Source organism: Mesorhizobium sp. M0830, from assembly GCF_040319965.1.
Classification (GTDB): Bacteria; Pseudomonadota; Alphaproteobacteria; order Rhizobiales; family Rhizobiaceae; genus Mesorhizobium.
Genome location: NZ_JAMYOR010000027.1, coordinates 64,616 through 78,674, shown reverse-complemented (window position 1 = coordinate 78,674; position 14,059 = coordinate 64,616). Strand labels below are relative to the sequence as shown.

Below are 14,059 nucleotides of genomic sequence, written 5' to 3'. Positions count from 1 at the left end.
CCTCCTTGCCCAGCATGAAGGTTGAATCAGATTTGCACGCCTAAGGGAATCCCACGCCGATTCAGCCTCAATTCATTCCGCTCTAGTACGACGAATGTCGCATTGGATCGGATTCCGACCTTACCGGGTCATTCGGCCACGACCGGAAATGAAGCTCTGCGTTCGTTCGCTGACGAATCCTACCCCAGCCTCGCCCTGGCTTTCGCCGTCCAGGCGCTGAACAGCCGGTCGGCGACGATGCCGATGAAGGCTATTGCCAGGCCGGCGACGACGCCACGGCCGGAATCGGCCTTGGACAGCGCGATGAACACTTCCTGGCCGAGATCGCGCGTGCCGACCATGGCGCAGATGATGATCATCGCCAGCGCCATCAGGATCGTCTGGTTGACCCCGAGCATGATCTCCGGCAGCGCCAGCGGCAGTTGCACGCGAAAGAAGGTCTGGCGCGGCGTGCAGCCGGAAACCTTGGCCGCCTCGATCAGCGCCGGCGGCACCTGCCTGATGCCGTGATTGGTGTAACGGATCGCCGGCACCACGGCGAAGGCTATCGTTGCGATCATCGCGGTGACATCGCCGACCCGAAACAGCATCACCACCGGGATGATGAAGCAGAAGGAAGGCAGCACCTGCAGCGTGTCGATGACCGGGGTGACGATCTTTTCGAAGCGGTCGCTGCGCGAGGCCATCAGCCCGATGGGGATGCCGATCAGGCAAGCGATGAAGGCCGAGATGCCGCAGAGATAGACGGTCGCCATGGTTTTTTCCCACAGGCCTGTGATGGCGCAGAAGGCGGTCAGCGCGGCGACCAGGGCGGCAAGACGCAGGCCAGAGAGCTGATAGCCGGCAAGGCCGAGCAGGAAGACCGCACCCAGCCAGGGAAAGCCTTCGCAAAAGGCGCGCAGCGGGTTCAGCAAATTGAGGATCAGCGCCACGCGAAACGCCTCGATCGCATCGAAGAAATTGATCGTGACCCAGTTCACCGCCGCCTTCCACAGCGGCGCGGTGGTGAAAGTGATCGCCTTCGGCACCGCCGCGAAGGCCGGCATGAACAGGCCGAGCAGCGTTGTCACGGCAAGGATGGCGATGGCCAGCGTCAGATTGGGGTAGCGCCGCCAGAGGCTCGGGCTGATCGCCTGATGGACATGACCCTTGGCCTGCTTGTGCGCGATGGCCTGGCTCAGCCGGTCGAGCGCGACGGCGAGCGACACGATGGCGAGACCGGCTTCCATCGCTTCGCCAACCTTCAGCGCGCGCAGTGCCAGGAGTACGTCGTAGCCGAGGCCACCGGCACCGATCATCGAGGCGATGATGACCATATTCAGCGCCAGCATGATCACTTGGTTGACGCCGACCATCAGTGTCGGCCGCGCCGAAGGCAGCAGCACCCGCCACAATTTCTGGCGGGCCGTGCAGCCGGCCATTTCGCTGAAATCGTCAATCTCCGACGGCACCCGCGACAGCCCCAGCATCGTTGCCCGCACCATCGGCGGCGTGGCGAAAATGGCGGTCGCGATCATCGCCGAGACCGGGCTGTTGCCGAACAGCAGCAGCATCGGGATGAGGTAGGCAAAGGTCGGGATCGTCTGCATCAGGTCAAGGGCAGGGGAGACGATGAGCCTTTCGGCCCAAGGCTTGCGCCATGCCCATATGCCGGCGAACAGGCCGGTGACGATGCAGAACGGCACCGCGATCGAGATCAGCGACAGCGTCAGCATGGCACTGGTCCATTGGCCGAACAGCGAGATGTAGAGGAAGCAGCCGCCAACCAGCAGGCTGAGTTTCCGGCCGCCAGCGGCATGTCCGGAGAGGAAGGCGGCAGCGCAGACGCCGACCCAGGACAGGCGCGGCAGGACATAGGCATCAATGCCATGGCCGATCTTGAAATTCTTGGCCAGCAGGTTAAGCGCGAAATCGAGCGGTGCGCCGAGCACTGCGGTGATCGAGCGGGTCAGCCACGACAGGTTCGACTTGATCCAGCGCATCAGCGCGCTGACCCAGTCGGCGACCGGCACGACGGCGCTTGCCGGATAGTTGACAGCCCAGGGCAGGCGGTCCTGCAGCAGGAAAACGACAAGCACGGCGGCAAGCGCTGCGGCCCATATCAGAAGCCAGACCTGAAGCGGCCGCGCCCTTGCCCCGCTGGTGCTTGCCGTCACCGTCATGCGCCAGGCCTTGAGCGATCGATGCCGGCCAGCAGGTCGATGACCGCTTGCGGCGTCACCTCGCCGATCGGCTTGCCGGTGCCGTTGACCACCGCGAACGGCTTGTCGGCGGCAACGATGCCGGCCGAGAAGCTGGCGATCTTGGCATCCGGGGTAACGGTGCCGCCATGCTCCGAGCCGTCGCAGGCGCGCATCAGGCTGCGAGCCGAAATCACCTTGGCGCGGTCAACGTCGCGGGTGAATTCGGCGACATAGTCGGTCGCCGGATTGACCACCAACTCCTCCGGCGTGCCGATCTGGATGACCTCGCCGTCCTTCATGATGGCGATGCGGTCGGCCAGCCGGATGGCTTCGTCGAAATCATGGGTGATGAAGACGATGGTCTTGTGCAGCATGGTCTGCAGCCGCATCAGCTCGTCCTGCATCTCGCGGCGGATCAGCGGATCGAGCGCGGAGAACGGTTCGTCGAGAAACCAGATTTCCGGTTTTGTCGCCAGGCTACGGGCGATGCCGACACGCTGCTGCTGGCCACCGGAAAGCTCGCGCGGATAGAAATGCTCGCGACCGCTTAAGCCGACGAGTTCGATGACCTCGCGCGCCCTTGCTTCGCGTGTCGGCCGGTCCTGCCCCTGGATGCTGAGTGGGAAGGCGATGTTCTCCAGCACGTTGAGATGCGGCAGAAGCGCAAAATTCTGGAACACCATGCCCATGCGGTGTCGCCGCAATTCGATCAGTGCTGCATCCGAGATTTTCAGGAGGTCCTTGCCCTCGAATTCGACCTTGCCGTGGGTCGGCTCGACCAGCCTCGACATGCAGCGCACCAGCGTCGATTTGCCGGAGCCCGACAGACCCATAATGATGAAGATCTCACCCTGGCGGATTTCGAGATCGACGGCGCGCACCGCGCCGACAAGTCCGGCAGCAGCGACTTCAGCCATGCTGGCCTTGCCGTCGCGTTCTCGGATGAAGTTGGCCGCATTCGATCCGAACAGCTTCCAGACATTGCGGCAGGCAAGTTTTATCGGGCGGGCATCCTTTGGCGTGCCCGCGGCGTTTGGTCCCTGTTCAGTCTTGTCCGTCATTCAAACGTCCTTCTGGAACATCAAGAATTGAGGCCCGGCTGACCAAGCAGCCGGGTCTCATTTTTCCAGTTGGAACGATTACTGCGCCCAGGCTTTCCAGTCGGCCTCGTGGGCGGCGATCCAGGTGGCGGCGACATCTTCCGGCGTCTTGCCGCCGAGATCGATCTCGCCGCTCATCTTGTTGAGTTCGTCGGTGTCGACCGTGTAGGCCTTCGCCACCTTGTAGGCGACCGGCCATTTGTCCTTCATGCCGGCCCAGGAGTATTTCCAGATCTCGCCATGTGGCTTGCCGCAATCATATTTGGCGTCGGGGTTCACGCCCCATTTTGGGTCGTTGTAGCACTCGGGCGTGTATTCGGGGAATTCAATCCACTCGCCCTTGTATTTGGCCGGCGCCCAGTGCGGCGAATAGATCCACAGCATGATCGGCGCCTTGCGCTGATAGGCGGAATCCAGCTCGGCGAACATCGCCGCGTCGGTGCCGGCATGGATGACGGTGAAGGGCAGCTTCAGTGCCTCGACGCGCTCGTCATCAAAGCCTTCCCATGTCACCGGCCCGCCGAGATAACGCCCTTTCGGTGTGGTTTCCGCCGTCGAGAAGGCCTCGGCGCATTTCGGGTCCTTCAGCGCTTCCCAATTGGGCAGGCCGGGGCACTTCTCCTTCATGTATTCGGGAAACCACCACTCTTCCTTGGCCTTTGGCCCCAGCTTGCCCAGCCGTTCGGTCTGGCCGGTCGCATCGGAGGCTTTCATCGCCTCGCCGGCGGTCGTGTCCCAGAATTCCAGGCCGACATCGAGATCGCCATTGGTGAGACCGGTGGTCAGGCTGGAGAGGTAGTCGGCGGTCGGATATTCGACGGTATAGCCGAGCTTTTCCAGGATGCCGCCGAGGATCTTGGCGTTCAGATTGACACTGGTCCAGTCGAACAGCGCGATCTTGATCGGATCGTTGGATTCCGGTGCGGCGGCTTGAGCGGACGGCGTCAGCAGGCCTAACGTCGCGAGCGCGACGGCACCCATCGAAAGTTTCGAGATCCGGCTTCGAAATGACATGCTTGTTCTCCTTCAAGCTGTGTGAAAATTATCGTTGGTTCCCTTCTTGCGGCTATTCTTGATTGTGTTGGAAAGACTGGTCCCTGCGCAAGCCCGTCGGCGCCAAATTGCTGCCCTGGCTTTGGCCAACGCAGGCAAGATGGTGCTCAATTCTGGTGATGATGGAAAATGCTGGGAGTCTCAGCGTCATGGCTGCCGACGGATCGCCGCGGGAGCGATCATCTGCGGATCAATTGCCAGTCCTGCGGCGCCCTGCAAGGTGTTCCCATGATCCAGAGCATTTCCGGCGAAACACGATCGCCTCCATGCTCTATCCGTTTGTTTTTTACGCAATTCCGGCCGCAAAACCGCTTCGCACTTTTGCTGGAATTGCTCTCGGCTATCGACCCGGCAAGCCCCGTCTCGCCAAGGTCGTTTCATAGGATGAAATTATATATACCAAGGTTCATGTCGCGCAACGACTAACGCCTGCGGGACGCATAAATTCAGACTGCAGGCGAAGTCGAAGCCTACCAGCAGACGTAGCCGCCATCGACAATCAGGTCGAGGCCGGTGACGAAGCTTGAGGCGCGGCTGGCCAGAAACACTGTCGGCCCAACCATTTCCTCCGGCGCCGCCATGCGCCCCATCGGCGTGTCGCGCTTGAAGATCTTGACCTCTTCCGCCACCTCCGGCCGCTTGTTCATCGGCGTCAGCGTGTAGCCGGGGCTGACGACATTGACGCGCAGTCCGCGGTCGGCCCACTCCATGGCGAGGCTCTTCGACATGTGGATGACGGCGGCTTTCGACGAATTATAGTGCGCCTGGGTCAGGCCCCGGTTGACGATGGTGCCCGACATCGAGGCGATGTTGATGATCGAGCCCTTGCGTCGCGCCAGCATCTTGCGGGCCTCGGCCTGGCAGGACAGGAACACGCCGGCGACATTCACCTCGTGCACCTTCTGCCATGTCTCCAGCGGCATCGTCTCGGCGGGCTCGGAGCCGGCAATGCCGGCATTGTTGACGGCGACGGTCAGCGCACCGAGTTCGGCCTCGACGCGATCGATCGCCGCCGCGAGATCGCTCTCAGACGTCACCGTGCCGGTCAGCACAAGCGCTTTGCGGCCGAGTGCGGTGATCCGGTGCGCGGTTTCGTCCAGTCCACCTTTGGACGCATGGCCGAAACAGGCGACGTCGGCACCCGCCTCGGCCAGCCCGATCGCGATCGCCTGGCCGATGCCGCTGCCGGCGCCCGTGACCAGCGCGACATCGCCGTCAAGTTTGAAAATATCCATCGATAGCCCTCCCTGCTTTCGGGAAGGTACGCGCTGCGCTATGTTCCGATCAAGCGCCCATCCTCAACCTCGACAGCGGTCGGCGAAAACCCGTCGAGTTCGCCGAGCGCCCAGGCATAAGGCGCAAATTGATCGGCGCGGCTTTGATGCCGCGGATTTTCATCTCAGCGCCCGACCTCGAAGAAAGCTTTCCCGAGGAGATCGGGAACGACGTCGATGCCAAGGCCCGGTCCGTCCGGAATGCCCATGCGGCTGCCGGTGACCGGCGGCATGTTCGACGCCGTGCGCACCGTCACCCATTCATGGAAAGCGATGGCGTGCAGCCGGCGCTCTTCAGGCGTCGACAGCGACAGATGCGCCATCGCAGCGGTGTCGATCTCGGCGCCACCGGTGTCCTCGACGGTGATCATGAAGCCGAGGTCGACGGCAAGGTCGCGGATCTGCCGCGTCCTGCTCACGCCGCCGAGCCGCGAAATCTTCAGCGTCAACCCGTCGGCAGCACCCTTGCGGTGGATGTCGAGCATGTCCTCCAGCGAGGCGACGGACTCGTCGAGCACCATCGGCTTGTCGAGTGAGCGGCGCACCGACATGCATTCGTCGATCGTCGTGCAGGGCTGCTCGAATGTATAGTCGATGGCCCGTGTGGCGTCGGCAAACTGGCGCGCGTGGTAGGGCGTCCAGCCGGCATTGGCGTCGCAGAAGATAACCGTGCCTTTCGGCACCGAGGCGGCGACCGCTGTGACGCGCTCGATGTCGTCGTGGACATTGCCGCCGACCTTGACCTGCAGCCGGTGGAAGCCGTCCTTGACGATGCGCTTGGCCAGCGTGGCCATGGCCTCGACCCTGCCATGCGTGACGACCTTGTAGAGTTCGGCCGTCTCGCTCTCCTGGCCGCCGAGCAGCGTCACCAGCGGCACGTCGGCGGCGCGCGCCGCGAGATCCCAGCACGCCATGTCCAGCGCCGACTTGATGTAGGGATGACCCTTGAACACCGTGTCCATCAGCCGCCCGACGCTGGCAAGCCCGCGTGGATCGTGACCGATCAGATGCGGGGCGATCTCCACCACGCCGGCGCGGACGCCGGCCGCGAACGCAGGCGAATAGAAATTGCCGAGCGGCGCCATTTCGCCCCAGCCGGTGAGGCCGCTATCCGAGGTAATGGACACGATCACAGCGTCGAAGGCGTCGGCCTCGCGTCCCTTCGACATGCGGTAGGGCCCGTCCACGAAAGGTTGCACGACGTGGTAGGCTTTGATGGTTTGGATCAGCACGTGTCTTTTCCGTTGGCTGCGATGGTGGGGACGAGTCAAACGCCATTCGACGGGCGCTGTTCGAGGCCGCGCGCGTAGGAGAGACAGCAAGCCAATCAGGTTGTCGACAATCGAACAAGAGCCATTATGACTTCTTCGAAGGCGCCAGCCTGGCGATCATCTCGGCGAGACCGGGCCTCGCCGTTGGTCACCGCGTCTCGGCGCCGGGCCGATCGCGCTGTCACCCGTGTCGGTGCGCCTCGGCCACCCCTGACTGGGGGACTGCTCACGAAAGCGGCGCCCGCGACCTGTGGGAAGGTCGGGGCGCCGCGCTGAAGCCGGTCCTGACGGGGGTGTTCAGGTGGCCGGCTTTTCCGGCATTGGCGATACGGGCATTCCGGGTCCGATCTTCTGCAGATTGCCGGTGATGACCTGATCGCCCTCGGCGACGCCGCTCAAGATGGCGACCTGACCGCCGCTCGTCGGTCCGAGCGAAACCAGCCGCTGGTCGACCGTGTTGCCCTTGCCGACGACATAGAGATATTTGCCGAGCTGGCTCGAGCCCAGCGCCGTCTGCGGTACCATGAGCGCATCGGGCTGCTGCCTCACATGCAGCCGGACACGAACATATTGGCCCGGCAACAGGGTGAACTTGCCGTTGCCGATCGTCGCTCGCGCGGTGATGGTGCCGGTCGAACGGTCGACCGAATTGTCGATGAAGGTGAGTTCGCCCTTCTGGCTCGCCTCGGTCTGGCCGGGAAGCAGGACCTCGACCTCGATCGGGCCGCTGGCGCGGGCCTGCTCGATCTCGGCCAGATCCGTCTCGCTCGGATTGAAGGTGACGTAGATCGGATCGAGCTGCACCAGCGTGTTGAGCACCGTGCCGGCGACGCTGACCAGCGTTCCGACCGAGGCCTGGTTGCGACCCAGGCGTCCCGCAAACGGTGCGCGGATTTCGGAATAGCTCAGATTGAGCTCGGCCGTGCGGACCGCCGCCTGGTTGAGCGCCAAAGACGCTTGCGCTTCGCGCAAGGTGCTTGTGCGCTGGTCGAAGCCGTCCTTGGCGAGGTACCCGCTCTTGGCAAGCTCGGTGCCGCGGCCAAGATTGGAGCGGGCGTAGTCGAGCGTTGCCATGTCGCGCTGCACCTGCGCCTTCGCCTGGTCAAGAGCGGCCTGGAAGTCGTCAGGCGAGATCTTGTAGAGAAGATCGCCTTGCCGGACGTCGACGCCGTCAGCAGCGTTCTGTTCCTGCAGATAGCCTGGAATCCTGGCTTGCAAGGTGATGCTGCGGATCGGTTCCGTCCGCGCGGCGTAGTCGAGGTAGATCGGGATCGTCTTCCTGACGACGCTGACCACCGGCACCGGCATGACGAACGCCGCCGGGGCGGGTGCGGCGCCGGCCGTGCCGGCATTGAGGCTGAGATTGCCCATGTCCAGCAGGTGGACGCTGGCCACCGAGATCGCACCCAGCGCGACAGCCGTTCCCAAAGCGATTTTCCATTTACGCATGATCAGTCTCCAATCTTATTCGGCCGCTTCCGCCAGGGGCGGGAAGGCGTGCTCAGTCGTTGGCTCATTGTCTTGAGTAGCGGGCTCGTCATTGCCGCGGCGTTCGCGCAGCTGTTCGATGACCGCGTAGAAGACCGGCACGAACACCAGCGACAGGATGGTCGCGGCGACCATGCCGCCGAAGACGGTGGTGCCGATCGACTGACGGCTTGCTGCACCGGCGCCGGTCGCAAACATCAGCGGCAGCACGCCGAGGATGAAGGCGAAGGCCGTCATCAGGATCGGCCGCAGCCTGAGCCGGGCGGCTTCCATCGCCGCCTCGACAATGCTCAAGCCTTCCTCGCGCCGTCGCCGGGCGAACTCGACGATCAGGATCGCGTTCTTCGCCGCCAGGCCGATCAGCATAACGAAGCCGATCTGCGAGTAGACGTCGATCTGCATGCCGCGCATCCACAGCACCACGAACGCGCCGAACAGAGCGAGCGGCACCGCCAGCAACACCATGAATGGCATCGCCCAGCTCTCGTACTGCGCCGCCAGGATCAGGAAGACGAAGACGATGGCGAGGCCGAAGACGACGGACGCGATCGATCCTGCCTTGAGCTCCTGGAAGGTGATGCCGGTCCATTCGAAACCGAAATCCCTGGGCAGCGCGGTGGCGGCGGCCCGTTCCATCGCGGCGACCGCCTGGCCCGAGGAGAAGCCCGGTGCAGCGCCGCCATTGATCGAGGCCGAGGCGTTGTTGTTGTAGTGCGGCACGGTTTCCGGGCCGACGAACGGCACGAGCTTGCCCAGTGTGCTGAGCGGCACCATGCCGCCGGAGGCATTGCGCACATAGAGCCGCGAAATGTCGGCAGCGCCCGCACGTGCATCCTTGTCAGCCTGGATGGTCACCCGGAAGGTGCGGCCGAACAGGTTGAAATCGTTGACGTAGAGCGAGCCGAGATAAATCTGCAGCGTGCTGAACACATCCGGCAGGTTAAGGCCGAGCAGTTTCGCCTTGCTGCGGTCGAGGTCGTAGTTGAACTGCGGCGTCGAGGTCGAGAACGGCGAGAACAGCTGCTGCGGATTGATCTCCGGCTGCTTGCGCGCCTCGGCGATCACAGCTTGCGTCGCGTCGTTGAGAGCTGCGCTGCCGCGACCAGTGAGGTCTTCGACGACGAATTCGAAGCCGCCTGTCGTACCGATACCCGGGATCGACGGTGGATCGAAGCTCAGCGCAAACGCTTCCGGGATCTGCATCAGCTTGCCGCGCACGTCGGCGACGAGCTTGGAGGCGCTCTGATCGGGACCGCGTTCCTCCCATGGCTTCAGGATGGCGAACTCGACCGCCGAGTTCGATTGAGCCGCACTGGTCAGGAAGTTCAGGCCGCTGATCGAGCCGACGATTTCGACGCCGGGCGTTGCCTGCAGGATGTCGCGCGCCTTCTTGGCCACCGCGTCGGTGCGTTCCAGCGAAGCGCCGTCGGGCAACTGGATGACGACGAAGAAATAGCCCTGGTCCTCGACCGGAAGGAAGGTCGAGGGCAGGCGCTGCCAGACGAAGTAGGTGGCGACCAGTCCGGCCGCGAACAAGCCGAGCATGATCCAGCGCAGGCGGATGAGAATGCGCACGCCGTGCGCATAGGCATGCGACAGCCTGTCGAAGCCTGTGTTGAACCAGCGGAACGGGGCGAACTGCGTCTCGCCGCGATGCCGCAGGAAGGCGGCACTGAGCGCGGGGCTCAGCGTCAGCGAGTTGAAGGCGGAGATACCGACGGAAATCGCCACCGTCAGCGCGAACTGATTGTAAAGCCTGCCGGAGACGCCCGGAATGAAGGCAACAGGGACGAACACGGCCATCAGCACCGCCGTCGTGGCGATGATAGGACCGGTGACTTCGGCCATCGCGGCCTTGGTGGCCGCCAGCGGTTTGAGCCCGGCCTCCAGCTGTCGTTCGACATTCTCGACCACGACGATGGCATCGTCGACGACGAGGCCGATCGCCAGCACCATGCCGAGCAGGGAGAGCATGTTGAGCGAGAAGCCGAGCATCTCCATGACGACCAGCGTCGCCACCAGCGAAACCGGTATGGCGATGGTCGGGATGATCGTCGTGCGCCAGCTTTGCAGGAAGATGAACACCACGGCGACGACCAGCACCAGCGCTTCGCCGAGCGTGATCAGCACGTCATGCATCGATGCCGAGACGAAGCGGGTCGTGTCGTAGTGCATCGCATAGGAGACGCCCTTCGGGAAACGGCCGGACAGCTCCTGCATCTTGTCCTTGACGCGCTGCTGCAGATCGAGCGCGTTGGAACCCGGCATCTGGTAGACGGCGAGCACGACGGTCGGATCCTTGCCGAAGAAGGCGGACGACGAATATTGCAGCGCTCCGAGTTCGATGCGGGCGACGTCGCGCAGCCGAACCAGCGAGCCGGTGCCGGTATTGGCGCGCACGACGATGTCCCCAAATTCCTTGGGATCGCTCAGGCGACCGACGGCGTTGACCTGCATCTCGAAGGCGGTGCCGGCGGGGGCCGGCGACTGGCCGATCTTGCCGGCCGCCACCTGGACATTCTGTTCGGCGATGGCGTTTTGCACGTCGACCGCAGTGATGCCGAGATTGGCAAGCTTGTCGGGATCGAGCCAGACGCGCATCGAGTAGCGGCGCTCGCCGAAGATCTGCACGTCGCCAACGCCGGGCAACCGCTTCAGCGGATCGACCACCTGCAGATAGGCAAGGTTGCTCAGCGCCACCGGATCGACGGAACTGTCCGGCGAGGTCAGGTTGACGATGAGGACGAAGTTCGGGTTCTGCTTCTTGATCGTCACGCCGCCCTGGTTGACGATCGCCGGCAGCGACGAGGCCGCCTGCGAGACGCGGTTCTGGACGTCGACCGCGGCGGTGCTCAGCGAATAGCCGACATCGAAGGTGATTGTGATGGTCGAGGAGCCGTCATTGGAGCTCGTCGACGACATGTAGGTCATGCCTTGCACGCCGTTGATCTGCTGCTCGAGCGGAGTCGTTACCGTGTCTGCCACCACTTGCGCGCTGGCGCCCGGATAATGGGCGCTGACCACGACCTGCGGCGGTGTGATGTCGGGGAACTGGGAGACGGGCAGCAGGAAATAACAAATCGTCCCGGCGAGCACCATGATGATGGCGATCGCTGAGGCGAAGATCGGACGATGGATGAAAAAGTTTACCACGACACACACGCCTCCCCGGCCGCCGTTGCCCTGCCGAAGGCACTGGCAACCCTGGACAACCTTTGAGCGCGCCCGACACCAAACTCATCCTGCGAACGGAATAACGGCACCTCGCGCTGCTGCGCATCGGCGAGTGAGCGAAGCATGTTTTCGAAGGCGCGCGGATCGACGCCATCGGCTTTCATGACCAGCCGGATCATCGGATCCCGGACGGCTTCCTCTATGGTAAGATCGCGGCGCTGTGGCATTGGCCGGCTCCTTGTCTGTCGGTTCGCAGCCCATGCTCGCGAACCGTTTTTCATCTCTTCACCGGCCGAGGCCGCATGATTGGCAGTTTTTCATCCGCCTTCGCCTGGCAGGGCCAGTTCACGGCCTTGTTATTGACGACGGACGATAGAGGTGTTACCAGTAAGTAACATTCTGGAAGTTACAGACCGGTAACACCCTAGTCAAGAGGTGGCCGAGGGTTTTTTGGAAACGAAAGGAGATCATGATGACAGAAGGCGTCGTGGAGCGCTCTCGTCCACGGGAGCGGATCCTGCAGACGGCACGCGACATGTTCCACAAGCATGGCATCAAGGGCGTCGGGGTCGACGCCATCACCGAAGCTGCCGGCACGAACAAGATGACGCTCTATCGTCACTTCGAATCCAAGGACGAACTGATCGTCGAATGCCTGCGCGCCAATGCGGCCAAGGCCGGCGCTATGTGGGATGTATTTGAAGCCGAATTTCCTGGTGACAGGCTTGCCCAGCTGCATGCCTGGGTTCGCAAGGCGGCTGCCATGCTCAATGCTGACGGTCGTGGCTGCGACATGGCCAATGCCGCCGCTGAGCTGACCGAGCCGGACCATCCGGCCAGGCTGGTGATCAAGGAGCTCAAGGAAGCCCAGCGTGAGCGCCTTGTAACGCTATGCAGGGATGCGGGTATCGGTCAGGCCGAACTACTCGCCGATACGCTGTCGCTGCTGTTCGAGGGCGCGCGTGTCAGCGTGCAGACCGTGGGAAACGAAGGTCCTAGCATGCAGTTCGTGCGCATGGCCGAAGGGTTGATCGTTTCCTTCCGGGGCACCGCCGCCGGTTGATCTCAACCGCGACTGTTGGCGTCTTGCCCGTCGTGTGACCGAGGCGATGACCGCCGCCCCAACGCGGGCGCACCGGAAATTTCCAAGGACCGAACAAAAAAAGCCCGCTGCCGGGAGGAGGTGGCAGCGGGCTCGATTTCGAATGTGGTGCGGGAGGAGGTGCACCCCATTCAGCGTCGGCATCGCATCTGGGAGGAGTAGATGGCCGACAACCAAAAACTACGATTTGCCCAATGATTCGGCAATAATGAATCCTGCATAGCTGCTGTGCAGATTTGCCGTGTCAATTGTCGTACAAATCCGGGTTGTGCCTTGTCGCCCACCTCACTGCACCGGAATGTTTTCCCTGAAGATCAACCGCGGTTCGATGAACTTCCTGGTAAGGTAGGGCGCCGAGGAGGCAATCGAGCCGAGCAGGCGAATGACCGACTGTTCCGCGATCAGCCTGGCATTCTGGTCGATGACGACATCGAGCAGATCGTCGACCAGATGGCCGCGTGTGTCCTTGGTGAGGTCGTGGCAGATGAACACCGGTTTGCGGTTCGGCCTCGCTTCCCGGATCGCCCTTGCAACGCCCGAATGTCCGGCTCCGACGCAATAGATGCCCAGCAGTTCCGGTTCGTTGCGCAGTGCCTTCATGGTTTCGGCATAGCTAATCTCAGGCTCGTCGTTGATCTCGACTGCGCTGCTCACCGTCAGGTTGGGAAACTCTTCATTGAGCACTGAGCGAAAACCCATCTCGCGTTCCTCGTGGCCGCGATAGGAGCGGGAGCCGACGACCATCGCCAGATGGCCGGTGCGGCCGCCAAGGAAACGTCCCATCAACAGCGCCGCCGTTCGTCCCGCCACCCGGTTGTCGATGCCGACATAGGCCGAGCGCGGTGCCGCCGGAACGTCGGACACCAGCGTCACCAGGCGCATGCCGGCGTCGACGATGTCGCGCAGGATGTTGCGCGTACGCGGATGGTCGACGGCGATGACACCGACGCCATTGGCCTTGAGCGAGAGATTTTCTACGGCACTCTGCAGCGCGTTTGGCGAGATGCCGGCGAGGTTGTGGATCCGGCACGAGGCGACGAGCGGCAGGCGCGCGGCGTAATCCTCGATATGCCCGGCAAGATCGCGCATAAAGGCATTGCTGCCGATCGGCAGCAGGAATTCGAGGTGCGCGGGCCGCGAAGGCAGCGTCACCTGATCGGCGACCGGCAGATAGCCGAGCTGCTTGGCCGCCTCCATGACGCGCTGCCGGTTGACGGCGCTCGCACCCGGCCGGTTGTTGAGCACCCTGTCGACCGTTGCGGTAGACAGCCCGCAATTGCGCGCGATATCCGAGACGGTGGCTTTCATGCCGCAATCCCCGGCCCGCGATTGCGGGCGTTATCCGAAACGGTGGCTTTCATGCCGCAACCTATGCGCCGATGCGAGGCCGCGCCAGATGAACGATGCGACCTGA

The 14,059-nt window shown here is 63.1% G+C and carries 10 protein-coding genes; 1 reads left to right on the top strand and 9 read right to left on the bottom strand.

Annotation, left to right across the window (positions count from 1 at the left end; all coding sequences use genetic code 11):
* Positions 1 to 179: 179 nt before the first annotated feature.
* The 8 genes from NKI20_RS17715 to NKI20_RS17680 form a co-directional block, all read right to left on the bottom strand.
* Positions 180 to 2,162, bottom strand: coding sequence for an ABC transporter permease (locus NKI20_RS17715; protein ID WP_352832443.1), 1,983 nt, complete (start codon positions 2,160 to 2,162; stop codon positions 180 to 182).
* Positions 2,159 to 3,244, bottom strand: a complete 1,086-nt coding sequence (locus NKI20_RS17710; RefSeq protein WP_352832441.1) for a quaternary amine ABC transporter ATP-binding protein — start codon at positions 3,242 to 3,244, stop codon at positions 2,159 to 2,161. Before NKI20_RS17710 ends, NKI20_RS17715 begins: the two co-directional genes overlap by 4 nt.
* A 78-nt stretch (positions 3,245 to 3,322) precedes the next feature.
* Positions 3,323 to 4,297, bottom strand: a complete 975-nt coding sequence (locus NKI20_RS17705; RefSeq protein ID WP_352832438.1) for an ABC transporter substrate-binding protein — start codon at positions 4,295 to 4,297, stop codon at positions 3,323 to 3,325.
* 509 nt (positions 4,298 to 4,806) lie between these two features.
* Positions 4,807 to 5,571 carry an SDR family oxidoreductase gene (locus NKI20_RS17700; RefSeq protein ID WP_352832435.1) on the bottom strand — a complete coding sequence of 255 codons (765 nt, stop codon included), beginning with the start codon at positions 5,569 to 5,571 and terminating at the stop codon, positions 4,807 to 4,809.
* 164 nt (positions 5,572 to 5,735) lie between these two features.
* The gene (locus NKI20_RS17695; RefSeq protein ID WP_352832433.1) at positions 5,736 to 6,842 is read right to left on the bottom strand and encodes a mandelate racemase/muconate lactonizing enzyme family protein; all 1,107 of its coding nucleotides are present in this window, start codon (positions 6,840 to 6,842) and stop codon (positions 5,736 to 5,738) included.
* A 336-nt stretch (positions 6,843 to 7,178) separates the two neighbouring features.
* Positions 7,179 to 8,330, bottom strand: coding sequence for an efflux RND transporter periplasmic adaptor subunit (locus NKI20_RS17690; protein WP_352832431.1), 1,152 nt, complete (start codon positions 8,328 to 8,330; stop codon positions 7,179 to 7,181).
* A gap of 15 nt (positions 8,331 to 8,345) precedes the next feature.
* On the bottom strand, positions 8,346 to 11,522 hold the full coding sequence (locus NKI20_RS17685) for an efflux RND transporter permease subunit (protein WP_352600445.1): 3,177 nt from the start codon (positions 11,520 to 11,522) through the stop codon (positions 8,346 to 8,348).
* Positions 11,516 to 11,770: a hypothetical protein gene (locus NKI20_RS17680; protein ID WP_023759032.1), complete on the bottom strand. Its 255-nt coding sequence runs from the start codon at positions 11,768 to 11,770 to the stop codon at positions 11,516 to 11,518. Before NKI20_RS17680 ends, NKI20_RS17685 begins: the two co-directional genes overlap by 7 nt.
* A 245-nt stretch (positions 11,771 to 12,015) precedes the next feature.
* Here NKI20_RS17680 and NKI20_RS17675 point away from each other — a divergent pair, with 245 nt between their 5' ends.
* Positions 12,016 to 12,606, top strand: coding sequence for a TetR/AcrR family transcriptional regulator (locus tag NKI20_RS17675; RefSeq protein ID WP_352832461.1), 591 nt, complete (start codon positions 12,016 to 12,018; stop codon positions 12,604 to 12,606).
* A 324-nt stretch (positions 12,607 to 12,930) separates the two neighbouring features.
* Here NKI20_RS17675 and NKI20_RS17670 read toward each other — a convergent pair whose 3' ends face one another.
* On the bottom strand, positions 12,931 to 13,953 hold the full coding sequence (locus NKI20_RS17670) for a LacI family DNA-binding transcriptional regulator (RefSeq protein WP_352832427.1): 1,023 nt from the start codon (positions 13,951 to 13,953) through the stop codon (positions 12,931 to 12,933).
* Between the last annotated feature and the right edge of the window lie 106 nt (positions 13,954 to 14,059).

What these genes read in the sequence shown, in the direction of transcription:
- NKI20_RS17690 (WP_352832431.1), bottom strand. Translation starts at nt 8,330, where the DNA reads ATGCGTAAATGGAAAATCGCTTTGGGAACGGCTGTCGCGCTGGGTGCG.
- NKI20_RS17670 (WP_352832427.1), bottom strand. Translation starts at nt 13,953, where the DNA reads ATGAAAGCCACCGTCTCGGATATCGCGCGCAATTGCGGGCTGTCTACC.
- NKI20_RS17680 (WP_023759032.1), bottom strand. Translation starts at nt 11,770, where the DNA reads ATGCCACAGCGCCGCGATCTTACCATAGAGGAAGCCGTCCGGGATCCG.
- NKI20_RS17675 (WP_352832461.1), top strand. Translation starts at nt 12,016, where the DNA reads ATGACAGAAGGCGTCGTGGAGCGCTCTCGTCCACGGGAGCGGATCCTG.
- NKI20_RS17700 (WP_352832435.1), bottom strand. Translation starts at nt 5,571, where the DNA reads ATGGATATTTTCAAACTTGACGGCGATGTCGCGCTGGTCACGGGCGCC.
- NKI20_RS17710 (WP_352832441.1), bottom strand. Translation starts at nt 3,244, where the DNA reads ATGACGGACAAGACTGAACAGGGACCAAACGCCGCGGGCACGCCAAAG.
- NKI20_RS17705 (WP_352832438.1), bottom strand. Translation starts at nt 4,297, where the DNA reads ATGTCATTTCGAAGCCGGATCTCGAAACTTTCGATGGGTGCCGTCGCG.
- NKI20_RS17715 (WP_352832443.1), bottom strand. Translation starts at nt 2,162, where the DNA reads ATGACGGTGACGGCAAGCACCAGCGGGGCAAGGGCGCGGCCGCTTCAG.